We start from the raw sequence: 22127 nt of genomic DNA on the forward strand, positions 1-22127 counted from the left end.
CTCATCAGACACCTCCGTGCTCGATGGCGTGCTCTTCGACGGGACCGGCCCGCCCATCCCCCCAGTGGGCGGACCGGCCGATTTCATGCTCGGTGAAGCCGGCGCCCGGAGTAACTAGAAACTCGTTCTGTGGATAACTCGATCGACGGCGACTCGCCCGGCCGAGCCGCCGAGACCTTCCGCGCTATGCGGATCGCTGCCGTGCGAGCATCTCGCCGATGACACGGGCCCCTTCCGGGAAGGCGCCGGGATTCGGGCCGGAGTAGTTGAGCCGCAGGAAGGCACCGGTCGGCTCGGCGGGAAACCACTCGTCGCCCGAAGCGATGACGACTCCCGAGGTTTCGCAGTCCCGGGCCAGACGTACGAGGTCGGTGGCGTCGGGCAGCCGTATCCACAGGTTCAGCCCTCCCTGCGGCACGGTTTCCAGGACGGCGGCGGGGACGTGCTCCCGCAGCGCACCGATCAGGAGGTCACGGCGGGCGGCGAGCCGGCGGCGCACGCCGCGCAGGTGCGTGCGCCAGGCGGGCTGGGTGACGACGTCCAGCGCGACGGCCTGCAACATGCCGCTGACGTACATCGATTCGGCCTGGGCGGCGGCGAGAACGCGTTCACGGGCGGGACCGCGGGCGACGACTCCGGCGATGCGCACGGCGGAGGAGACGCTCTTGGTCAGCGACCGCAGGTACACGACGTGCCCCGCGTCGTCCCGGGCCGCGACCGGAGCCGGGTCCGCGGAGATGCCGAAGTCGTGCGCCCAGTCGTCTTCGACGAGGAACGCGCCGTGCCGCCGGACGATATCGAGCACTCGATCGGCCAGGTCGGGAGACCATCGGGCGCCGGTCGGATTGGCGAAGTTCGGCTGGGCGTAGAACGCGCGGGCCCCGGTCCGCTCGAACGCGCGCGCCAGTTCGTCCGGATCGGGTCCGCCGGGTCCGCTGGGGATCGGCACGACCTGTACGCCGACCTGCGCCGCGGCGAGGATCGCACCCCAGTACGTCGGGGACTCCGCCAGCAGCGGACGGTCCGCGCCGACGAGCGCGCGGAACACGCTGCCGAGCCCGCTCTGGCTGCCGGGGAAGACGATGACGTCGCTCGGCGCCGGTGGCGCACCCCACGCGGGGGTCGCGGCGCCGAGTTCGGCGGCGAACCATGCCTGCAACTCCGGCAGCCCGGCGGACGGCGGACGGGCGACGGCGGCGTCGGTGCGGGCCGCGCGGGCGAACGCCGACTTGACCAGGCGTTCGGGCAGCAACTCGCGGTCCGGGTAGCCCGAGTGCAGGGCGATCACATCGTTGGGGGCCGTCCGCAACGCCGTGGAAGTCCGCGGCATGGTGCTCTGGGGCGCCCCCAGCGCAGCGGTCTGCCATCCGTAGTCGTTCGGGCGTACGACACGTACGGCACGGACGAACGTGCCCACACCGGGTCGCGCTTCGACCAACCCTTGGGACGCCAAAGTCCGCAGTGCCTTCTGCACCGTGACCGGGCTCGCGCCGTACTGGGCGACCAGCGCCCGAGTGGACGGGAGCTTCGCGCCCGGCGCCGCCTCGGCGATCCACTCGCGGAGCCCTGCCACGATACGGGCACTGCTATCGTCATACATGTCAGCTAATAGTAGCGCTACTCATCAGAAGACCACCCCGCTATCGACGGTCGGGCTCTACTGGGGTCTGATCGGTGTCGCGGCGTTCTCGTTCACCGTTCCGTTCACCCGTGTCACCGTCGCGGGCGGCGGGATGTCTCCGCTGTTCGTCGGCTCCGGCCGCGCGGTCGTCGCCGCGCTACTCGCGACCGCCGCGCTGGCGATCACCCGGCAACGGCCCCCGTGCGGGGCCCAGTGGGTGCGGGTGGCGGTCGTCGCGGGCGGGGTGGTCGCCGGCTTCCCGCTGCTGACCTCGTTCGCCCTCACCACCGCACCGGCGAGCCACGGGGCGATCGTGATCGCGCTGCTGCCCGCGGCGACCGCGGTGACGGCCGCGCTCCGCGGCCACGAACGGCAGCCCGTCCCGTTCTGGATCATGGCGGCCGTCGGTGCCGTCGCCGCGATCGCGTTCGCGTCGTCGCAGGGCGGCGGGCTCGGCGGACTCCACCGTTCCGACCTGCTGCTGTTCGGCGCCGTGCTCGCGGCCGCGATCGGCTACGCGGAGGGCGGCCTCCTCGCCCGTGAACTCGGCGCGTGGCAGACCGTGTCCTGGGCGCTCGTGGTCTCCGCACCGTTGATGGTGCTGGTCAGCGCGGCATCGCTCGCCCGGCAGCCCGTGACCGGCGGCCCGGCCGAGTGGGCCGCGTTCGCGTATCTCGGGGTCGTGAGCATGTTCCTCGGCTTCTTCGCCTGGTATCGCGGGCTGGCGATCGGCCCGATGGCGCGCGTCGGTCAAGTCCAGCTCGTCCAGCCCGTGATGACCCTCTGCTGGGCGGCGCTGTTCCTCCACGAGCGGCTCGCTTGGACCACCGTCCTCGGCGGGATCGCCGTGATCGCCTGCGCCACCGGCGCCGTACACGCCCGGCAGGGACGGGGGGCCGGTTCCGAACGACCCGGGTGAACCCTAGGCGGGTGTCAGCGGGCCGCCCAATGGGACGGGTCGCCGCCCGCCTTGCGGGCCGCGCGGGCCCTGCGCGCCGTCGACTCGACGATCGCGCGCGCCTCTCCCAGGTCACGGTCGGCCGCGGCGACCTGAACCGATCCCGGCGGCGCGTCGACGTGAACGGTCGCCAACCCCAGGAGCCGTTGGAACGGGTTCACGGTCAGACGGACGCTTTGCGCGCGCGCGTGGGCGATCACATCGGTCCGGCGGCAGGGCCAGCCGTGCCGTGTCACGAAGATGACGTCGTCGGTCCCGGCGCCGTCCGGACGGTCGATCGTCAGGGCCTTCGCGGACGCCGGGAGGAGCGGGACGGCGTCCACGTGCGTCCCCGGGAACACCTGCGAAACCAGGTGCATCGCGACATGACGCGGGGCTACCGGCAGGAGCGTCGAGGACAGGGCCTGCCGTTCGCCCGCGTACCCCGCCACGGTGATCTCGACCCGGACCCAGCCGAGGCTCCGCCAGATCGCCGGTTCGACGATGCCGACCGCCTGCACACGGCCAGGAGGGAGCGTCTGCATTCGAGTTTCGAGAAGCCCGTATCGCAGCCTGATCCCGTCCGGTGACAAGGCGACACGGAAGTTCGCGTACATCACCAGGGGTGCGACCACGGCGCGGATGAGCCCGAGCAGGATCGGCACGGTGACGGCAAGGATGCCGCCCTCTGCGTACACCACCATGAACACCAGCGAGCCCAGGAAAAGCAGGATCGTCCCCATAACGGGCCAGCGCAGGAAGAGCGACGAGAAGAGCGCTCCGAAGGGGACGCGCCACACGTGCCGTTCGGGAGCCTCCGGGGTGTGCCCGGGCAGTCCGGCGGCGAGGGCGAGGAGTTCCGCGCGCAACTGCTGGGCGGAGTGACGTCCCAGATAGCGCAGGACGATCTCGCTCTGCTCGCCGCCCGCCAACTCCACGCGGACCTCGGCGAGGGCGAAAACGCGGGTGACGAGCGGGCGGACGATGTCGACGGCCTGGATGCGCGACAGCGGGATGCGGCGTTTGCGCTTGCGCAGCAGGCCCGTCTCCACGACGAGATCGTCGCCGTCGACCCGGAAGCGCAGCGCCAGCCACGTCCACAGGCCGGTTCCGACCGCGATCACGGCCATGGGCACCGACACGATCAAGAACCTCGCGATCACCTCGGGGGTGAGGGCGAGGACGATGCCTTCCTCGGTCTGGGTCAGCAGGAGCGGAAAGCCCAGCAAGACGAAGTACACGATCAGGAACACGAACGCGCGCAGCGGCACCGTCGCCCAGTGCAACCTGTGTGTGCCCACAGAAAACCGCACCGGAGGGCGTTGCATGGGGTAGCCGTACGGCGGTCGGGGCGGGCCGTAAGGCGGCCCTTGGTACGGGCCGGGCGGACCGTAGGGAGGATGTGGCTGCTGGCCCTGCGGGCCGTACGGACCAGGTTGGCCGTAGGGCCCGGGCCGTCCCTGCGGTCCAGGCGGCCCGGGCGGCCCAGGCGGACCGGGCGGCCCGTAGGCACCGTACGGGCCGGGGCCACCGGGCGGCGGGCCGTAGGGGCCGCTCACAGGCCCATGCTCCTCTCCTCGCCCTTCTGCGCGAGACGGTCGCGCAGCAGCGCGGCCTCCGCGGCGGGCAGGCCCGGGACGGTCGCGTCCGTGGCGGCCGCCGCGGTGTGCATGCGGACGGTCGCGATGCCCATCCAGCGCTGCAGCAGCCCCGCGGTCACGTCGACGAACTGCATCCGTCCGTACGGCACGACGATGAGGCGCTTGACGAACACGCCGTGCGTCACGATGAGGTCGTCGGCGCGCTCGGCGTAGCCGAAGGAGCGGCGATCGAGTTCGGCCACGATCCCGACGACGACGGCCGCCAGCAGGACCGCGAACACCCACATGGCCGCGGGGGCCAGCCCGCCGTCGCGTCCCAGCAGGAAGACGCCCAGTGCGCCCACCGGAATCGCCCAGAGCAAGGCCGTGAGGGCCCGCTGCCCGGTGTGGCGTCCGGATATGGGACGCCACACGAGCCCGCCGCCGGGCGCGAACGCCTCGTCCGGACGGTACTGGGGTGGTGCGGCGACCGCTCCGGGCGGCGGATACGGCCCGTCCACCGGCGCGGCCTGCCCGGCCTCGCCCTGCGCGGGACCCTGCGGCGGCTGCGGCTGCGGCTGCGCGGCGGGGTCGTACGGCTGTCCGCCGTGGTTCGGGTTCATCGGACCCTAGTCAACCGGAAACGGGCATCCGCCGCCATGGGAGCATGGCACGGTGACCGGAGCGGCGGAGACGCGACCATGACCACGGAACGGATCGTCGGGATCGGTGCGGGCTCGAACTCCCTGGGCAAGGAGCTCGCCACCGAGGACATGACCTTGAACATCGGGCCGCAGCACCCGTCCACGCACGGTGTGCTCCGGCTCCGCCTGACCCTGGACGGCGAGCGGATCTCGGCGGCCGAACCCATCATCGGATACATGCACCGGGGTGCGGAGAAGCTGTTCGAGGTCCGCGACTTCCGGCAGATCATCGTGCTCGCCAACCGGCACGACTGGCTGTCGGCGTTCTCCAGCGAACTCGGGGTCGTCCTGGCGGTGGAGCGGATGCTGGGCATGGAGGTGCCGGTCCGGGCCGTATGGGCCAGGACGCTGCTCGCCGAGTTGAACCGGATCCTCAACCACCTCATGTTCCTTGGGTCGTACCCCTTGGAAGTGGGCGCGATGACACCCATCTTCTACGCGTTCCGTGAGCGTGAAGAACTGCAACGGGTGATGGAGGAAATCTCCGGCGGCCGTATGCACTACATGTTCAACCGGGTGGGCGGGCTCAAGGACGACCTGCCCGCCGGCTGGACGGGACGTGCGCGCCACGCGGTCTCGGTCGTGCGGGGTCGGATGAGCGACATCGCGGACCTCATCATGGACAACGAGATCTTCCGCGCGCGCACACGGGGCGTTGGGGTGCTCACCCGGGAGCAGATCCTGCAGTACGGCGTCTCTGGCCCGATCGCACGCGCGTCCGGTGTGGACTTCGACCTTCGCAGGGACGAACCGTACCTCGCCTATGAGGAACTGGACGTCCGCGTGGTGACCCGCTCGGAGGGCGACGCGCTGGCACGTTTCGAGTGCCTCCTCGACCAGGTGTACGCGTCGCTGGACCTCGCCGACGCGTGCCTGGATCGCCTCGCCGATCTGCCCAAAGGCCCGATCAACCAGCGCCTGCCGAAGGTCTTGAAGGTTCCGGAGGGCCACACTTACGCGTGGACGGAAAACCCGCTCGGCATCAACGGCTACTACCTGGTGTCGCGTGGGGAGAAGACGCCGTGGCGGTTGAAGTTGCGCTCCGCGTCGTTCAACAACGTCCAGGTGCTGGCCGAGTTGCTGCCCGGCAACCTCGTCGCCGACATGATCGCGATCCTCGGGTCGACGTTCTTCGTGGTCGGCGACATCGACAAGTGACCGGGGACCGCCCCGCACGGCCTCCGGGCGCAGGGCGCCCTGCGGCCGCGCGCGAAGGAGCCCGCCCTCCCCGCAGGGCGGGCCCGCCAGGGGCCGCCAGGTAACCGCCACACCACCCGTAAAGGCCCGACCGAGGACATCCGAGCGGGCGCACCTACCGGGCCCCGCCGAAGGCCGACCCACGCGCACGATGGCGTGGGTGCCCTACGGGCGCGCCCCGTCGGGCGGCCGGTGCGGCGCCCTTACGGGCGGGCGACCATCGCTCGCAGCAACGGGACGGTGGCCGTTCAGGCTCGGGAGGCGCCGTTGCGGCGCTCCTCCTCGTCGTCCGGGCCGCCGGGCACCCGGCAGGCGTACTCAAGGAAGAAAGCGGCGCCCACCAGGACGGCCGCGGCCAGGAACGTCGCTCCGCTCGCGAAGAAGTCGTGCCGGGGCGTCGGCTTGTCGAGGGCGTTGACGACGCTGATCGCGAACCCGCCGAACACGCCCGCGATCACCGCGGCGGCGTGCGCGCTGGCCTTGCCGAGGGCCGCCAGCCGCGCGACGGCGAGCGGCTCGACCGGCCGCGTGCCCGGTTTGCGGCGGATGCGGCGCAGCACGTTGAAGCCGCTGATCCCCTCGGCGAGGGCCAGCAGCAGCAGCGTCGGCACCGTGGTCCAGGGCACCGGCGGCAGCGACAGGTAGGCCGTGCGCAGCACCGCCCAGGTGATCACCGCGACGACGACCAGCAGGCCGACGAGGAAGAGCGGGCGCGACGGCTTCATGCAGGCTGCTGCAGCGTCAGATCCGTCCGGCGGTGCACGGCCGACGGACCGCCCTCTGCGGCTTTCGCCTCGGCGAGGTCGCCGACACGGCCGTGCCCGGGCAGCAGCACGTCCGGCTCGATGTCGGCCCAGGGGACGAGGACGAACGCGCGCTCGTGCGCGCGCGGGTGCGGGAGCGTCAGGTCGGGGTCGTCGGAGACGACGTCACCGAAGACCACGATGTCGATGTCGAGAGTGCGGGGCCCCCACCGCACCTCCCGCACGCGCTGCATGGAGTTCTCGATGTTGAGCACCCGTTCCAGGAGGGTCTCCGGGGGGAGCCGGGTGTCGGCCACGAGCACGATGTTGAGGTAGTCGTCCTGGGACGGGATCGTCTCGCCGGGGGGAGCGTACGGCGCGGTCTCGTACACCGGGGAGAACGCTACGAAGTCGAGTCCGGGGGCGTCGAACAGCGCGTCCACGGCCTCCTGGATGTTGTCCAGGCGGTCGCCGAGGTTGCTGCCGAGGGAGAACACGACCCGGTGGTGGACGAGCATGTGCCCGCCGGTCGCGGTGCGGTCGGGCATGCGGTCGGGCGCGGTCATGGGCGACTCCTCTGGATCTTCACGGCCACGTCCGTGAAGGGGTGCGGCACCGGGGCGTTCGGCTTGTGGACGGTGATCTCGACCTCCGAGACCGCCGCGTCTTCCAGACATATTTTCGCCAGCCGGTCGGCCAGCGTTTCGATCAGGTCGACGGGCTCGCCCGAAACCGCGGCGACCAGACGGTCGGCGAGGGACCCGTAGTCGACGGTCAGGGACAGGTCGTCCCCCGCCGCCGCCGGGCGGGTGTCCAGGCCGAGGACGGCGTCCACCACGAACTCCTGCCCGAGTTCGCGTTCCGCCGGGAGGCAGCCGTGCCTGCCCCTGGCCCGCAGGCCGCGCAGTTCGATGCGGTCGAGACTCATTCTTCCTCTGTATCAGCGACGTTCAACACGGGCGAACCATGATGAAGCAGAAGCCGCCATTCTTCTTCGACCCGTACGAACACGTTGGTGGCGACGATGCTTCCCCCTGCGAGGAATCCCGCTTCCGTCTCATCGTCGGCGGTGAGGACGTTCTCCTTGCAGGTGACTACCGCGTGGTCCCCGTAGACGTCCGTCTCTACGTCGGTCAGGACGAACTGGATGTAGGCGGTGTTGGCCATGATGAGGGCCCACGACCGCAGCACCTCTTCCCGTCCGCGCAGCATGGTCCAGCCGGGGTGGACGCACGAGACGCCGGGGGCGTACTCGCCGTCCGCCCAGACGGCCGCCATCCGGTCGTAGTCGCCGGCCTCGAACGCGGCGTAGAACTCCGCGTGCACCTCACCGACGTCCGCGCGGTTCACCGCAGGGTTCATGGTCGGTCGCTCCCGGAGTCGGCGCGGCCATCGGCCGCGTCACGGTCGGTCTTGCCTGATCCCGCCGCCGTTCCCCCGGCCGCGCGCACGGCGGCCGCCGATGCGGACGGCGTCGCGGTCGGGCGGACGCGGTGCACGCGCACGCACCACCCGCCTGCGGCCGCCACCAGCGACGTGATCGCGACTGTGGCGTCGTCGCATTCGCCGAACGGACGCGGCGTTCCGTCCGCGTCCGTGAGGAGCCGTCCCAGGAAGCTCTTACGGGATGCCCCCACCAGAACCGGGTAGCCGGTGCTCGTGAACGCGTCCAGATGGGCGAGCAGGGACCAGTTGTGCCCGGCCGTCGGGTTCTTCGCGAAACCGAGGCCCGGATCAAGGATCACTTTGGACGGGTCGAGTCCTTCGTTCAGGACGACCTCGACTCTCTGCAGCAGCTCGTCCCGTACTTCACGGACGACGTCCTGGTACAGGGCTCGGGTCTGCATGTCGTGACTGTGGCCCCGCCAGTGCATCACGACGTACGGGATGCCGGCCCGGGCGACCGCACGGGGCATGTCGGGGTCGGCCAGGCCGCCGCTCACGTCGTTGACGATCCGGGCGCCCGCGCCGATCGCGGCTTCGGCGACCTCCGCGCGCATGGTGTCCACGCTGACCGGGACGCCCTCGGCGGTGAGCGCCTCGATGACGGGGACGACGCGGCGCAGCTCCTCCTCGCGGGACACGCGCTGCGCGCCCGGACGCGTCGACTCGCCGCCCACGTCGATGATGTCGGCGCCCTCCGCGACCAGGTTCAGCCCGTGGTGGATCGCCTTCTCGTGGTCGAACCAGGCGCCGCCGTCCGAGAAGGAGTCGGGGGTCACGTTGACCACACCCATGACGAGGCACCGCCCCGGTGCGGGCAGTCCTGGAACGTCGGCAGCGGTCATGGCATCAACCCTATGTCGTGGTCTCGGTGTCTCGATCTCGCCCTCCGCACGCGCCGTCCCCCGGCGCGCAGTCCCCGGGAACCGCACCGGCCACCGCCCGACCCGCGCCCCTCACACTCCCCGAACACGCCGGAACGGCCTCAGTTCGTCGCTGAGGCCCGTTCCGGCGTGTTCGGGTACTCGGAGTGGAGTCGAGATCAGGAGCGGCCCAGAATCAAGCTCATCGCCTCGGCGCGCGTCTCGGCGTGATCGCGGAAGTCGCCGCGGACGGCGGACGTCACCGTCCGCGCACCGGGCTTGCGCACCCCGCGCATCGTCATGCACAGATGCTCGGCCTCGATCACCACGATCGCGCCGCGCGGCTCCAGGACGTTCATGAGCGCGTCGGCGACCTGGCTCGTCAGACGCTCCTGCACCTGCGGGCGACGCGCGTACACGTCCACCAGCCGGGCCAGCTTCGACAGGCCGGTGATCTGACCCTTCTCGTTCGGCGTGTACCCGACGTGGGCCACGCCGTGGAACGGGACGAGGTGGTGTTCGCAGACGCTGTACACCCCGATGTCCTTCACCAGGACCATTTCCTCATGGCCAGCGTCGAACACCGTGGTGAGCGCCTCTTCCGGACGCTGCCGCAGGCCCGCGAACTGCTCGGCGTACGCACGCGCGACGCGCGCCGGGGTGTCGCGGAGCCCGTCGCGATCGGGGTTCTCCCCGATCGCGAACAGGATCTCGCGGACGGCCTTCTCGATCCTGCCCTGATCGAACCCTGGGGGCGCGTCGGGCAGCGGAGCGTCATCGAAGGGATCGGTCACCTGGGTCAGCCTTCGCCCTTGAGCGGGTCGGTCGTCTCCGGCCCCGGAACACTGCTCTGCCCGTTGCCCTGACCGTTCCCCTTGGTGAGGTCGGTGACCTCCTGCGGGCCGAGCAGGGCGAGCTCCTTGGCCGTCAGCACCGGCGGGCGGTCCGACGGGAGGCGCTTGCCGTACCCGGTGTAGGAGTTCTGGTGCGGCCGCTTCTGGATCGGCGCGAAGACCTGCAGCACCTGGTCCTTGGAGAGGGTCTCCTTCTCCATGAGGTTCACCACGAGCTCGTCCAGGACGTCCCGATACTCGGTGAGGATCTCCCAGGCGGTGTCGTGGGCCGTCTCGATGTAACGGCGGACCTCGTCGTCGATCGCGGACGCGATGTCCTCGGAGTAGTCGCGCTCGTGGCCCATGTCGCGGCCGAGGAAGACCTCGCCCTGACCCGAGCCGAACTTACGGGCGCCCAGACGCTCGCTCATGCCGTACTCGGTCACCATGTTGCGGGCGATCGAGCTGGCCTTCTCGATGTCGTTGGACGCGCCGGTCGTGGGCTCGTGGAACACGAGCTCCTCGGCGGTACGGCCGCCCAGCAGCATCGCGAGCTGGTCGGTCATCTCCGAACGCGTCGTGAGGAACTTGTCCTCCATCGGCAGGGTCATGGTGTAGCCCAGGGCCCGGCCGCGCGGCAGAATCGTCACCTTGTGCACGGGGTCGGAGTTCGGCAGCGCGTGCGCCACCAGCGCGTGCCCGCCCTCGTGGTAGGCGATGATCTTCTTTTCCTTCTCCGACATCACCCGGGTCTTGCGCTCCGGCCCGGCCATGACGCGGTCGATGGACTCCTCAAGGGTGTCCATGTCGATCAGCTTGCGGTCGAACCGCGCGGTCAGCAGCGCCGCCTCGTTGATCACGTTGGACAGGTCGGCGCCGGTGAACCCGGGGGTGCGCCGCGCGATGACGTCGAGGTCGACGTCCGGCGCGAACGGCTTGCCGCGCCCGTGCACCCGCAGGATGCCCTTGCGGCCCTCCAGGTCGGGACGGTCGACGGTGACCTGGCGGTCGAACCGGCCGGGACGCAGCAGCGCCGGGTCCAGGATGTCGGGACGGTTCGTGGCGGCGATCAGGATGACGCCGCCCTTGACGTCGAAGCCGTCCATCTCGACGAGCAGCTGGTTGAGGGTCTGCTCCCGCTCGTCGTGGCCGCCGCCGAGGCCCGCACCGCGGTGCCGTCCGACGGCGTCGATCTCGTCGATGAAGATGATCGACGGGGCGTTGGTCTTGGCCTGCTCGAACAGGTCGCGGACGCGGGACGCGCCGACGCCGACGAACATCTCGACGAAGTCCGAACCGGAGATCGAGTAGAAGGGCACGCCCGCCTCACCGGCCACGGCGCGCGCCAGCAGCGTCTTGCCGGTACCGGGCGGGCCGTACAGCAGGACGCCCTTGGGGATCTTCGCCCCGATCGACTGGAACTTCGCCGGGTTCTGCAGGAAGTCTTTGATCTCCTCGAGTTCTTCGAGGGCCTCCTCGGCCCCGGCGACGTCGGCGAACGTCGTCTTCGGGGTGTCCTTGGTGATGAGTTTGGCCTTCGACTTGCCGAAGTTCATCACCCGCGAGCCGCCGCCCTGCATCTGGTTCATGATGAACAGGAAGATCAGCACGATGATGACGATCGGCAACAGGCTGAACAGCAGGCTGACGAACATGCTCTGCTGCGGAACCTCGATGTCGTAGCCGCCCGGCATGGTGCCGGCGGCGGCCTGCTTCTGCAGCTGGTTCTGGAGCTCGAGCCCCTGGCCGCTGACCCAGGAAGCCTGCTGCTGCTCACCGCTCTTGAGCGTGATCTCGATCCGCTGATCCTTGTCGATGATCTTTGCGGACTTCACCTTGCCCTGGGCGATCTCCTGGACCACCTTGGAGGTGTCGACCTTCTCGTACGAGCGGCCGGGGTTGACCCCCCACATGACGAGGGCGATCAAGAGGCCGAACAGCAGGATCCACAGCAGCGGCCCGCGAAAGTAGCGCTTCACGTCCATTTATCCGGTTACCCCTTCGGGGCCCGTCCCTCCTGACCAACGTCTGTGTGCGATCCTCGCCCGCCCCGGAGGACGGACGCCACTGCGACCAACGACGGTCCCGCCGTGGCTTCGGACCACCGTGGCGGTCCCCCTTCTTCGGCTCCCCGGCCTTACGGGCCCGGGACATCGACGGTACACCGCTGGGCGCGGCAGACGCAGCCAGCGCTGTCTCCTGGCCCTTCGCCTATACCCGTCAACGACCTTTGCAACGATCCGCCACGGCCGCTTGTTCCCCGACGTCTCGTTCCTGCCGGTTCACCCGGTCCGGCTCAGGCCCCGTCGCCGCCGTAGACGTGCGGCGCGAGCGTCCCGACGAACGGAAGATTCCGGTATCGCTCCGCATAGTCGAGCCCGTATCCGATGACGAACTCGTTCGGAATGTCGAACCCGATGTACTTCACGTCCAGGTCGGCCTGGACCGCCTCCGGCTTGCGCAGCAGCGCACAGATCTCCAGGGAGGCCGGCCGACGCGAAAGCAGGTTGCTGACCAGCCACGACAGCGTCAGCCCCGAGTCGACGATGTCCTCCACGATCAGAACGTGGCGGTCGAGGATGTCGGTGTCCAGGTCCTTCAGAATCCGCACGACGCCGGACGACTTCGTGCCCGACCCGTACGACGACACCGCCATCCAGTCCATCGACGCGGGCGTGTGCAGCTCCCGCGCCAGGTCCGCCATGATCATGACGGCTCCCTTGAGGACGCCGACGAGGAGCAGGTCCCGGCCCGCGTAGTCGGCGTCGATCTGCGCGGCGAGCTCCCGCACCTTGGCCTGCAGGTCGGCCTCCGGGATCAGCACCTTCGCCAGGTCGTCGCCCAGGTCCTTCTCGTCCACAACCCCACCCTCATCGTCGTGATCGCGCACGTCCGGCGCACCCGCCGACGTACCGCAGAATGCGGAAAACGGACGCCGCGGCGCGGCGAACCGGGCGTCAAACCGGGCCGAACAGCAGCTTCCCACACCGCCTGCAGGCCATCAGTCCCCCGGGCAGGTCGACGTGCCGCTGGCCGCGCCAGGCCGTGACCAGCCGGTCCACCGCATCGATATGGACGGCCGCGAGCGTACCCGGTGGGCTGCCCGCTTTGACCGCCGCCGCCCTCAGTACCCGCGTCCGGACGGCTCTGGGCAGTCCCGCGAGCCCGTCCAGGCGAACGGCCACGGCATACCCCTCCTCCGGGGCCTGCAGATCCGCGTAGGCGCGCGCCGCCAGATCGTCCAGGACGTCCGCGTCCTCACGGAGCATCCGTGCGGTACGGGCCAGCGCCTCCGTGACACCCGGCCCCAGAGCCTTCTCCAGCGATGGCAAAGCCTCGTTCCGGACCCGCACGCGTGTGTAGGCGGGATCGTCGTTGTGGGGGTCGTCCCAGGGTTCGAGGCCCATCGCCAGGCAGGCACGGCGTGTGGTCGCCCGGTCCAGTTCGAGCAGGGGGCGCAGGTAACGGACGTCCGAGCCGTCCTGTTCGCCGGACGGTGCGGCGGACGGTGCGGCGGCACGGCGCGTGAACTCGGGCGGCATACCGGACAGCGACCGCGCGCCCGAACCCCGCGCCAACCCGAGCAGAACGGTCTCCGCCTGATCGTTCAGCGTGTGCCCCAGAAGAACCGCGGTGGCGCCTAAACGAAGTGCAGCATCGTCCAGCGCCGCGTACCGAGCGTCACGAGCCGCATTCTCCATGCCGCCCTGTGTTCCTACTGTGACGGCGACGGACCCGACCGGGTCCAGCCCAAGGTCGGCGAGCGTGCGCACGACGGCATCAGCGCGCGCGCCGGATCCTTCCTGGAGGCCGTGGTCGATCGTCACGGCCCCTGCCGGAATCCCCAGCCGCGGCGCGACGAACGCCAGCGCCCCCGCGAGCGCCAGCGAGTCCGCGCCTCCGCTGCACGCGGCGAGCACCATCCCCGCAGGCCGTCCCGTCGCCCGTCCGGCACCCGCCCCCGCGGGTTCTCCCGCAGGTTTTCCCGCGGGTCCGCCCGGGGACGGCGGCAGGGACGGCGGCAGGTCCGCCAGCATCCGCCGAACCGCGAGACGTACCGTCGCGACGGCCGGATCAGGACCCACTCAAGCCTCGTTCGCCTCCGGCGGGACCGCGTCGATGGCGCGCGGGCCGACGACCCGTGCGATCCACAGGTCGGGTTCCTTGATCTCCACGTGGGTCGGCAGGCTCTCCGGCGAGTCCCACACCTTGTTGAAACCGGTCATGCCCACCTCGGTGACCACCCGGCGGACGAACCGCGAGCCCTCCGCGTACTGCTTCATCTTCATGTCGAGGCCGAGGAGGCGACGGATCGTCTTGTCCATCCGGCTGCCGCCCTCGCGCCGCCCCTGGAAGCGGTTCCGGATCTGCTGCACGGACGGCACGACCTCCGGGCCGACCGCGTCCATCACGTAGTCGCCGTGCCCCTCGGCGAGCGTCATCACGGCGGTGAGCCGGTCGAGGATCTCGCGCTGCTCCGGGCTCTGGATGGCGTCGATGAGGTTGGATTCCCCGCCCCGGACGGCGTCCGCGACGGCCTCCGCGGCGTCCTTGATCCGGTCCAGCATCGCGCCCGGGTCCAGGTCGGACGCCAAGAGGAACTGGGTCATCTGGTTCTGCACGTACTCGCGCAGCCAGGGCACGGCGGTGAACTGCGCACGGTGCGTCTCCTCGTGGAGGCAGACCCACAGGCGGAAGTCGCGCGGGTCTACGCGAAGTTCCTGTTCCACGTGGACGATGTTGGGCGCGACGAGCGTGAGCCGCCCCGTGGGAGCGCGTCCGTCCGGGTCAGGCGGGAGGAACAGCTCGTACTGTCCCAGTACACGGCTCGCCATGTAGGCGAGGATCGCGCCGACCTGCATCCCGGTCACGCGCGACCCGACCGCGTCCACGACCAGGTTGCCCGCGCCCCCGAGCGGCCCCGGCCCGCGCCGTTCCGACATCTGCTCCATGAGCGGTTCGAGCACCACCTTGAAGCCGTCCACGTTCGCCCGGATCCAGCCGGGGCGGTCCACGATCGTGGCCGGGTCGGGGTCGAGTTCGGAGGACATGCCGGTGAACTCCCGCACGTGCCCGTGCGCCAGCTTGGACAGTTCGCGCAGTTCCGCCACGACCTCACGGGCCTCCGCGTGGCTGACCTGCGGGCCCGGACGGACGAGCCGGGTCCCCGCCTGGACCGCCAGGTTCCAGTCGATCATTGAGGCGCTCATGTACTCCACCGTACGTTTCGACGCGGCGCCGAAGCGCCTCTGCACGATCGTTCAACGAACAACCGTTCTGGTTATCTCCCGTGGCGCACTCCCCACACGCGGACGGCCGCGCGTTCAGCAGCCGCAGCGCGCGACTTCGGCGGCCAGCCGGTCGAGCGTCAGCGGGTTCACGTAGCCCTTCCCGTCCCCCAGCATGAACGCGAAAGCCAGCAACCGGCCGTCCGCGTCGCGCACGAGGCCCGCGAGGGTGCTGACGCCCGCGAGCGTCCCCGTCTTGGCGCGGACGACCCCGGCGCCCGCACGGCTCGCCCGTCCGGTGTACCGGGGCGGGCTGAGCGTGCCCGAGAAGCCGGCCACGGGCATGCCCGTGATGGTGGCGCGCAGGTCAGGACGGTCGCGTCGGCGGCGAGCGAGACGATCCGGGCCAGCGCGACCGGCGCGATGCGGTTCTTCGGCGACAGTCCGCTCCCGTCGTTGACGGTGACGCCCTGGCCGACGCCGAGTTCGGTCAAGACCTGCTGGACAGCCTGCGCCGCGCCTTGGAACGACGCAGGAAGCCCCTTGTCGATCGCAACCTGCCGTGCCACGGCCTCGGCCACGTCGTTGTCGCTCTCGGTCAACAGGTATTCCACGAGCACCGAAAGAGGAGGCGACTGCACGGCCGCCAACTGTTCGGCCCCGTCCGTCGCGGTCGTCTTGCGTCCCGCCTTGGCGGACACCCCGTTCTCGGCGAGCAGCTTCGCGAACTTCGCCGTGGCCACTGCCGCCGGATCGGAGACCCGGGCCCGCTTGGTCGGGTCCTGTGGAGCGACCTTCCCCTTGTCCACGGTCAGGGCCGACACGGGGGCGACCTCACCGTCGGGTATGTAGTTGGGCTTCCAGGTAGGCGCGGCTCCCGACCCCTGATAAGCGGACACGTCATAGTCCACCCGAACCTGGCCTGCGTCCCCGGTCTTCTTCAGCGACGCCGCAGTCTGCCGCGCCAGGTCGATAAGGGACGCGAACCGCGGAGAGCCGTCCTCTGGGCTCGCGGGGAACGCGGTCAGGGTAGGATCCCCGCCTCCGACCAGTACGATGCCGCCGCCTTCGCCGCGCACGACGCGGGTGGTGATCCGGTGCCGCGGCCCGGCGGAGGCCAGTGCCGCCACCGACGTCGCCAGCTTCGTCGTCGACGCGGGCGTGGCCGGCCGGTCGCCGTGATGCCGGAACAGCGCCTGCCCGGTCGCCACGTCGACCACGACGGCGCTGATCTCGGTGTCGGCGCCGCCGATCGCCCCGGACAGCCGTCCCGCCAGGACGGAGGCGTCCGGCGGGCGGCCCGTGCCCGGCTCGGCGGCGGGGACCTCGGTGGGAACCTCCGCCGAGACCCGGACGACGTCCCGCGCCGCCACACTCGGCGGCTGCGGCGACAGATGCCGGGGCGGTGTGAGTTTCACCACTGCGAGCGCCGCGGTGACGGCGAAAACATTAAGGAGGGACAGTGACAGCAAGACGAGGGCACGGCCCCGTCCGGGCACGTCGCCACCCCTCTCCCACTCAGCACTCACCAACGTGCGACATCCTTATATAAGGGAACACCCACCAACGTGGGGGCCGGCCTCGCCCGCACAGACCCCCGAAAGACTAATCACTGCGACGCGCAGGGAGCGGAGGACATCTTGGATTTCGACGTCACCATTGAGATCCCGAAGGGTCAGCGGAACAAGTACGAGATCGACCACGAGAGCGGTCGCATCCGTCTCGACCGCATGCTCTTCACGTCGACGCAAGTATCCCGCCGACTACGGGTTCATCGAGGACACCCTCGGTGAGGACGGGGACCCCCTGGACGCGCTCGTCCTGCTGCAGGAGCCGACCTTCCCCGGCTGCCTCATCCGCTGCCGCGCCGTCGGCATGTTCCGGATGACGGACGAGGCCGGTGGTGACGACAAGGTCCTGTGCGTCCCCGCGACCGACCCCCGCATGGAGCACCTGCGCGACATCCACCACGTCGCCGAGTTCGACCGCCTGGAGATCCAGCACTTCTTCGAGGTCTACAAGGACCTGGAGCCCGGCAAGTCCGTCGAGGGCGCCAGCTGGGTCGGACGCGTCGAGGCCGAGGCCGAGATCGAGCGGTCCCGCAAGCGCGCGGTGGAGCAGGGCGAGCACTGAGCCTCACCAGGGGCACGGGAGCCGCTGAACGGCGCGATCCGCTCCCCGCCGTCCACTCCCCACCGTCTGCTTCCCCAGTCCGGCATCGTCCGGCCCGGGCACATGAGGACCCTTCCGTACGGGACGCCCGGCGGGAGGGTCCTCGCATCGGCGGTGGACGTGCCGTGGGCGGCCGTCGCAGGAATCGGTCGTCCGGGCGTCAACCGGCCGGTGTCGGGCTCTGCCCGGTCGCGGGCGGGGACGTCGGCTCGTCCGTGGGCGACGGCGGCGGAGTCGTGACGGGCGGGTCTCCGCCGGACGGCGGAGGTTTCGACGGCGACGCCGGACCGGCCGGGGACGGGCGTGGGCGCGGCGGTACGGGAACGTGCGAGGAACCGGCGGGAGGGCGTGGCGACGCTTCTTGACCGGCTCCGGAGGGTGGTGGCGACCCGCTTCCGGCCAGAGCCCGGTTGTCCGTACCCGGGTCCTGCCCTGGAATCGGTGTCTCGGGTGACTCCTGCCCCGGTGCGGGTGCGTTCCCCGGGTCGCCGTCCGGAAGCGATGCCCCTCGGCTGTTGCCCGGCTGGGGACTGGGTTTCGGCCCCACGACCGTCTCGACTCTCTCTGCGTCCCGGTCGCTTCCATTGGCAGACACCCATACGAATCCCCCGCCTCCGAGCACGACGACCGTGGCGGCGACCAACGCGACTCGCCTCCATGCTCTTCGCGAGGCGGCGGCACGGTACGTCCGATCGGGCTGGGCGCCCTGAACGGGAAAGCCCGCCACCGTGAAGCCGGTGAGGCCCGCCGCGACGAACAACCGGTAACCGACGAGTTCGGGGTCCGTGAAGCAGCTCACGACCCGGAGTTGCAGTTCGTCCGGCGGAGCGACGTCCGGCAGCAAGCCGAACACCTTGGACGCCGACACGGTGCGCGGACGGAACGCCTGACACTGCGAGCACTCCTCCGCGTGCCGCAGCAGACGGCCGTCCACGTCCGCCCCGCCGCTTCTTTCCTTCAGCAATGCAGCGCGCTCTGCACAGCCGTAAGGGCCTTGCCCCTCCAGCATCTCCGCCGTCAGCGTCTGTTCGAGTTCCGTATGCGCGCGAACGAGCGCCGCATGCACGTTGCCGGGCGTGAGCCCCAGCACGGCCGCCAGTTCCGGGATCGGGAGCCCGTGCCGTACATGCAGATCCAGAACGTCTTGCGAGATCGGCGAAAGTGCCTGCACGGCATTCCAGGAGATGAGCCGCTGATCGACATCTTCCTGGTCATGGCTCGCAACGGGAGGATCGGGCGTGCGGTCTTCCGAAGGCGGCCTGCGCGCGCACTGCAGGCGCGCAATGGCGTACAGCCAGGGCCCGAACCGTGCGGGGTCACGGAGTTTGTCGATGTGCGCTTCCGCCGCGACGAAAGTGTCGCGCAGAGCGACCTGAGCATCGTCCCGCGCCTGCGTACGGAACCAGCAGTAGGCGTACAGCCGGTCGGCATAGGCGCCGTAGACCGAGGCCGGCGCGTCCGGTTCCCGCACCCGCAGCGCCTCGACCAGTTCTTGGTCGTCCATGACTGAAAGGTAGGGGCTCCAACGTCCTTTTACCGGCGATTTCACTAGATCAGACCGGGTGCCGAACTCCATTCGAAGCCCATTATTCCTTTTACGAAGGAAGTAACAATTAACCCACTTTGTCCACTGGTGACGGGCGACCCGAAGATCGAGTTGACACTGTCACGATGACAGTGTCATCATCGTCACATGGACGGCACCTGGACGATCGGCGAGCTGGCGGACCGCGCCACCGCGGCCCTCGCCGACCACGACTCCCCACCGGTCAACGGCCGGGTCCGCGACCTGCCGAACGAGCGGCTCATCCGCTGGTACACCACGATCGGCCTCATCGACCCTCCCCTGGGCCGCCGCGGCCGCACCGCCCTCTACGGCCGCCGGCACCTGCTCCAACTCGTCGCGGTGAAACGCCGCCAGGCCACGGGGCGGTCGATCGCCGAGATCCAGGTCGAACTGCCGCCGCCACCGACGAGGCGCTGGAACGGATCGCCGCCCTGCCCTCCGCCGCGCCCGGCGAAGAAGGCGAGGCCCGGGAAAACTTCTGGCGTCGGCGCCCCGACGTCTCCCACCGCCCCGCCACCGTGACGGCCCGCCGCACGCCCCGGCCGGCGATCGTCCAAGGCGTCCGCCTCGCCCCCGACCTCACCCTTCTACTGGAGTCGACCGACCTCTCCGCCGCCGACCTCGCCGCCATCGAATCGGCCGCCCGGCCGCTCTTGGACGAACTGCGCCGCCGCGGCCTCATCGCGTCCCCCGAATCCGCCACTCCTCCCCGGAGGTCCCAGTGACAGTGCGAATCAACCGGCTTCCCGATTCCGCCGAGCAAGACGCCCACGACGGCGGGCTCGGCGCGCTCAGCACCGGCAAGGGCAACCTGCCGCTCGACAGTGTCGACGTGCACGCGACCGTCACCGGCCCGGCCGTCGGCATCGACGTCACCCAGGGTTTCCACAACCCGTTCGACGTGCCGCTGGAGGCGACCTACATCTTCCCCCTGCCGGACCGCGCGGCCGTCACCGCACTGCGGATGGAAACGGCCGGCCGGGTCGTCGAGGGAGTCCTGAAGGAGCGCGGGCAGGCCAGACGCGACTACGACACCGCGATCGCCTCCGGCCGCAGGGCCGCGATCGCCGAGGAGGACCGTCCCGACGTCTTCGCGATGCGGGTCGGCAACATACAGCCGGGCGAACGCGTCAGGATCGAACTCCGGCTGAACCAGCCGCTCACCCGCGACTCCGCCACCGACTCGACCTTCCGCTTCCCGCTCGTGGTGGCCCCCCGCTACATCCCGGGCACGCCGCTCGACGACGAACGCGCCGGCCCCGGCACGTCCGACGACACCGACGCCGTTCCGGACGCCTCCCGGATCAGCCCGCCGGTCCTCCTGCCCGGCTTCCCGAACCCGGTCCGCCTGTCGATCGCCGTCGACATCGACCCCGTCGGCCTGCCACTCACCGAGATCGGCTCCGCCATGCACGTCGTGTCCGAGGAAACCGAGAACGGCCGAACGACGGTCCGGCTGCGGCCCGGCGAACGCCTGAACCGCGACTTCGTCCTCCGCCTTCGCTACGCCGAGCAGGAGAGCGCCGCCCTGGCCGCCGCCCCGGACGAGTCCGGCGACGAGGGAACCTTCACCCTCACCGTGCTCCCCTCCGGCGAAGCCCGTCCCCGACCCCGCGACGTCGTCCTCGTCCTCGACCGTTCGGGCAGCATGCGGGGCTGGAAGATCGTCGCCGCCCGCCGCGCCGCCGCCCGGATCGTCGACACCCTCCGCACCGAGGACAGATTCGCCGTCCTGTCCTTCGACAACGTCATCGAGCACCCCCGCGGCCTCGACCTCGCACTCGCCGCGGGAACCGACCGCAACCGGTTCCGCGCCGTCGAACACCTCGCGTCCCTCGACGCCCGCGGCGGCACCGAGATGCTCGCACCGCTCGCCAAGGCCGGCGCCCTGCTCGACGACCCCGCCCGCGACCGCGTCCTCGTCCTGGTCACCGACGGGCAGGTCGGCAACGAAGACCAGATCATCGCCCGCCTCGCCCCGAGCCTGGGCGGGGTCCGGGTGCACACCATCGGCATCGACCGGGCCGTCAACGCCGGCTTCCTCAACCGCCTCGCCGCCATCGGCGGCGGCCACTGCGAACTGGTCGAATCCGAGGACCGCCTGGACGAGGCGATGGAAAACCTCCACAACCGGATCGCCGCCCCGATCGCGACGAACCTCTCCCTCGAATCCGAACTCGACATCGTCTCCGGCTCGGTGACCCCCGCACGACTCGGCGCGCTCTTCCCCGGCGTCCCCCTCGTGATCTCGGGCCGCTACCGCGGCGCCCCGTCCGGTTCCCTCACCGTCCGCGGCGACACCGCCGACGGAACAACGTGGAGTCAGCGAGCGACCGCCGTCCCCACCGCCGATCGCGCGGCCACGGCCCTCTGGGCCCGCGCGCACCTCCGCGACCTCGAAGACCGCTACACCGTCGGCGAGAACCTGGAAAAACGCATCGTCGACACATCCCTACGGTTCGGCGTCCTCTGCCGCTTCACGGCGTTCGTCGCCGTCGACACCCAGGTAACGGAGGCCGGCGCACCCCACAAGGTCGTCCAGCCGGTGGAATCGCCGTCGGGATGGGAACACGGCGACGCCATGGACGTCCCCGACTTCCTCCGCGGCGAGACCCTGCAGGCCGCCGCCCCGATGTCACTCCCCGCACCGGCCGCCCCCGGCTCTGCCCCGCCTGCGCCCATGGCGTACGCCGCACCGGCCGGCCCGCCCCGGCGGACGCCCGCGCCGCCTTCGCCCAACGCCCGCCCACCCCGCGGGAGGAGATCGACAAGGCGCTCGAACGGCTCCGCACCGTCCCCGAAACCCACGACGACCGCCTCACCCACCTCCGCGACCGACTCCTCCCCGCGCTCGACTCGATCGTCCGTCGAATGGAGGCGCAATCGCAGGAGACCGGCCCCCTCGCCGCCCTCCGCGACGCCCTGCAGTCCCTCACTCCCACGTCGACCGAGGAAGAGGTCCGAACCCTCTGGGACCGGACCGTCCAGACCCTCTCCGACTTCGTCGCCCCTCGACGCCCCTTCTGGAAACGCGGCAGGCGATGACCGTCCGTCCCCGAGTCGGCAGCCACACACTCCATCCGAACCAGCACCCGCAGCGAAAGGCCGACAACCACAACGAAACCGCGAACGCGCTGGTGGGCCTCCCCTGCGGAATCGACACCGCGCAAGACGCATCTCGAATCGCGGCCCGACACTTCGGTAGCTCGGCGCCGTGTATGGGCGCCGGTGGAGAGGCG

The 22127-nt window shown here is 70.6% G+C and carries 20 protein-coding genes and 2 pseudogenes; 6 read left to right on the forward strand and 16 right to left on the reverse strand.

The genetic code is table 11. The features are described from left to right. Window positions 1–184: 184 nt before the first annotated feature. Window positions 185–1573: a PLP-dependent aminotransferase family protein gene (locus BJF79_RS24655; RefSeq protein ID WP_262402519.1), complete on the reverse strand. Its 1389-nt coding sequence runs from the start codon at window positions 1571–1573 to the stop codon at window positions 185–187. 25 nt (window positions 1574–1598) lie between these two features. Between BJF79_RS24655 and BJF79_RS24660 the strand changes: the two genes are divergently transcribed. Next, window positions 1599–2540, forward strand: coding sequence for a DMT family transporter (locus BJF79_RS24660; protein WP_075900831.1), 942 nt, complete (start codon window positions 1599–1601; stop codon window positions 2538–2540). 14 nt (window positions 2541–2554) lie between these two features. Here BJF79_RS24660 and BJF79_RS24665 read toward each other — a convergent pair whose 3' ends face one another. Further along, window positions 2555–3859, reverse strand: coding sequence for a PH domain-containing protein (locus BJF79_RS24665; protein ID WP_262402520.1), 1305 nt, complete (start codon window positions 3857–3859; stop codon window positions 2555–2557). Between the two features lie 254 nt (window positions 3860–4113). Further along, a complete protein-coding gene (locus BJF79_RS24670; protein WP_083733823.1) occupies window positions 4114–4761 on the reverse strand; it encodes a PH domain-containing protein in 648 nt (215 codons plus the stop codon). Between the two features lie 78 nt (window positions 4762–4839). On the opposite strand from BJF79_RS24670, the gene BJF79_RS24675 reads away from it, so the two are divergent. Continuing rightward, a complete protein-coding gene (locus tag BJF79_RS24675) occupies window positions 4840–6000 on the forward strand; it encodes an NADH-quinone oxidoreductase subunit D (protein WP_075900833.1) in 1161 nt (386 codons plus the stop codon). Between the two features lie 287 nt (window positions 6001–6287). Here the strand turns inward: BJF79_RS24675 and BJF79_RS24680 are convergent, their stop codons facing one another. From BJF79_RS24680 to BJF79_RS61415, 12 genes and pseudogenes are all read right to left on the reverse strand, one after another. Then, window positions 6288–6764 carry a DUF3180 domain-containing protein gene (locus BJF79_RS24680; protein ID WP_075900835.1) on the reverse strand — a complete coding sequence of 159 codons (477 nt, stop codon included), beginning with the start codon at window positions 6762–6764 and terminating at the stop codon, window positions 6288–6290. Next, window positions 6761–7300, reverse strand: a complete 540-nt coding sequence (folK, locus tag BJF79_RS24685) for a 2-amino-4-hydroxy-6-hydroxymethyldihydropteridine diphosphokinase (RefSeq protein WP_410050136.1) — start codon at window positions 7298–7300, stop codon at window positions 6761–6763. Before folK ends, BJF79_RS24680 begins: the two co-directional genes overlap by 4 nt. A 44-nt stretch (window positions 7301–7344) precedes the next feature. Further along, window positions 7345–7710 carry a dihydroneopterin aldolase gene (folB, locus tag BJF79_RS24690; RefSeq protein ID WP_075900839.1) on the reverse strand — a complete coding sequence of 122 codons (366 nt, stop codon included), beginning with the start codon at window positions 7708–7710 and terminating at the stop codon, window positions 7345–7347. Next, the gene (locus BJF79_RS24695; RefSeq protein ID WP_075900841.1) at window positions 7707–8144 is read right to left on the reverse strand and encodes a nuclear transport factor 2 family protein; all 438 of its coding nucleotides are present in this window, start codon (window positions 8142–8144) and stop codon (window positions 7707–7709) included. The genes folB and BJF79_RS24695 overlap by 4 nt, the downstream gene beginning before the upstream one ends. Then, on the reverse strand, window positions 8141–9070 hold the full coding sequence (gene folP / locus BJF79_RS24700; protein WP_075900843.1) for a dihydropteroate synthase: 930 nt from the start codon (window positions 9068–9070) through the stop codon (window positions 8141–8143). The genes BJF79_RS24695 and folP overlap by 4 nt, the downstream gene beginning before the upstream one ends. Window positions 9071–9267: 197 nt before the next feature. Further along, window positions 9268–9882, reverse strand: coding sequence for a GTP cyclohydrolase I FolE (folE, locus tag BJF79_RS24705; RefSeq protein WP_075900845.1), 615 nt, complete (start codon window positions 9880–9882; stop codon window positions 9268–9270). 5 nt (window positions 9883–9887) lie between these two features. Continuing rightward, window positions 9888–11906, reverse strand: a complete 2019-nt coding sequence (ftsH, locus tag BJF79_RS24710) for an ATP-dependent zinc metalloprotease FtsH (RefSeq protein WP_075900847.1) — start codon at window positions 11904–11906, stop codon at window positions 9888–9890. Between the two features lie 311 nt (window positions 11907–12217). Beyond that, window positions 12218–12781, reverse strand: a complete 564-nt coding sequence (gene hpt, locus BJF79_RS24715; RefSeq protein WP_075900849.1) for a hypoxanthine phosphoribosyltransferase — start codon at window positions 12779–12781, stop codon at window positions 12218–12220. A gap of 97 nt (window positions 12782–12878) precedes the next feature. Then, window positions 12879–13958, reverse strand: a complete 1080-nt coding sequence (gene tilS / locus BJF79_RS24720; RefSeq protein ID WP_143220149.1) for a tRNA lysidine(34) synthetase TilS — start codon at window positions 13956–13958, stop codon at window positions 12879–12881. A 48-nt stretch (window positions 13959–14006) separates the two neighbouring features. After that, a complete protein-coding gene (locus tag BJF79_RS24725) occupies window positions 14007–15119 on the reverse strand; it encodes a zinc-dependent metalloprotease (protein WP_075900853.1) in 1113 nt (370 codons plus the stop codon). Between the two features lie 126 nt (window positions 15120–15245). Continuing rightward, window positions 15246–15494 (reverse strand): D-alanyl-D-alanine carboxypeptidase, encoded by a 249-nt coding sequence (locus BJF79_RS61410; RefSeq protein ID WP_262402521.1) that lies wholly within the window; start codon window positions 15492–15494, stop codon window positions 15246–15248. 89 nt (window positions 15495–15583) lie between these two features. After that, window positions 15584–16678 (reverse strand): annotated as a pseudogene (locus BJF79_RS61415) (D-alanyl-D-alanine carboxypeptidase); the annotation flags it as partial. Window positions 16679–16789: 111 nt separating this feature from the next. On the opposite strand from BJF79_RS61415, the pseudogene BJF79_RS24735 reads away from it, so the two are divergent. Next, window positions 16790–17282 (forward strand): annotated as a pseudogene (locus tag BJF79_RS24735) (inorganic diphosphatase). 199 nt (window positions 17283–17481) lie between these two features. Here BJF79_RS24735 and BJF79_RS24740 read toward each other — a convergent pair. Continuing rightward, the gene (locus BJF79_RS24740; protein ID WP_075900855.1) at window positions 17482–18825 is read right to left on the reverse strand and encodes an RNA polymerase sigma factor; all 1344 of its coding nucleotides are present in this window, start codon (window positions 18823–18825) and stop codon (window positions 17482–17484) included. Between the two features lie 189 nt (window positions 18826–19014). On the opposite strand from BJF79_RS24740, the gene BJF79_RS24745 reads away from it, so the two are divergent. The 3 genes from BJF79_RS24745 to BJF79_RS24750 are packed head-to-tail and all read left to right on the forward strand — an operon-like array spanning window position 19015 to window position 22093. After that, entirely contained in the window at window positions 19015–19410 is a 396-nt protein-coding gene (locus BJF79_RS24745) for a helix-turn-helix domain-containing protein (protein WP_262402522.1), read from the forward strand. Then, a complete protein-coding gene (locus BJF79_RS61420; RefSeq protein ID WP_262402523.1) occupies window positions 19407–19613 on the forward strand; it encodes a hypothetical protein in 207 nt (68 codons plus the stop codon). Before BJF79_RS24745 ends, BJF79_RS61420 begins: the two co-directional genes overlap by 4 nt. Then, window positions 19610–22093: a VIT domain-containing protein gene (locus tag BJF79_RS24750; protein WP_083733828.1), complete on the forward strand. Its 2484-nt coding sequence runs from the start codon at window positions 19610–19612 to the stop codon at window positions 22091–22093. Before BJF79_RS61420 ends, BJF79_RS24750 begins: the two co-directional genes overlap by 4 nt. Window positions 22094–22127: the final 34 nt, after the last annotated feature.

It is taken from the genome of Actinomadura sp. CNU-125 (assembly GCF_001942465.1).
Taxonomy (GTDB): Bacteria; Actinomycetota; Actinomycetes; order Streptosporangiales; family Streptosporangiaceae; genus Spirillospora.

Bases quoted from the DNA above. Each gene is read 5' to 3' on its own strand.
- BJF79_RS24680 (WP_075900835.1), bottom strand. From the start codon at position 6,764: ATGAAGCCGTCGCGCCCGCTCTTCCTCGTCGGCCTGCTGGTCGTCGTC.
- folK (WP_410050136.1), bottom strand. From the start codon at position 7,300: ATGCTCGTCCACCACCGGGTCGTGTTCTCCCTCGGCAGCAACCTCGGC.
- BJF79_RS61410 (WP_262402521.1), bottom strand. From the start codon at position 15,494: ATGCCCGTGGCCGGCTTCTCGGGCACGCTCAGCCCGCCCCGGTACACC.
- folP (WP_075900843.1), bottom strand. From the start codon at position 9,070: ATGACCGCTGCCGACGTTCCAGGACTGCCCGCACCGGGGCGGTGCCTC.
- BJF79_RS24725 (WP_075900853.1), bottom strand. From the start codon at position 15,119: ATGATCGACTGGAACCTGGCGGTCCAGGCGGGGACCCGGCTCGTCCGT.
- BJF79_RS24675 (WP_075900833.1), top strand. From the start codon at position 4,840: ATGACCACGGAACGGATCGTCGGGATCGGTGCGGGCTCGAACTCCCTG.
- BJF79_RS24745 (WP_262402522.1), top strand. From the start codon at position 19,015: ATGGACGGCACCTGGACGATCGGCGAGCTGGCGGACCGCGCCACCGCG.
- BJF79_RS24695 (WP_075900841.1), bottom strand. From the start codon at position 8,144: ATGAACCCTGCGGTGAACCGCGCGGACGTCGGTGAGGTGCACGCGGAG.
- folB (WP_075900839.1), bottom strand. From the start codon at position 7,710: ATGAGTCTCGACCGCATCGAACTGCGCGGCCTGCGGGCCAGGGGCAGG.
- BJF79_RS24740 (WP_075900855.1), bottom strand. From the start codon at position 18,825: ATGGACGACCAAGAACTGGTCGAGGCGCTGCGGGTGCGGGAACCGGAC.
- BJF79_RS24660 (WP_075900831.1), top strand. From the start codon at position 1,599: ATGTCAGCTAATAGTAGCGCTACTCATCAGAAGACCACCCCGCTATCG.
- ftsH (WP_075900847.1), bottom strand. From the start codon at position 11,906: ATGGACGTGAAGCGCTACTTTCGCGGGCCGCTGCTGTGGATCCTGCTG.
- BJF79_RS24670 (WP_083733823.1), bottom strand. From the start codon at position 4,761: ATGAACCCGAACCACGGCGGACAGCCGTACGACCCCGCCGCGCAGCCG.
- tilS (WP_143220149.1), bottom strand. From the start codon at position 13,958: ATGCTGGCGGACCTGCCGCCGTCCCTGCCGCCGTCCCCGGGCGGACCC.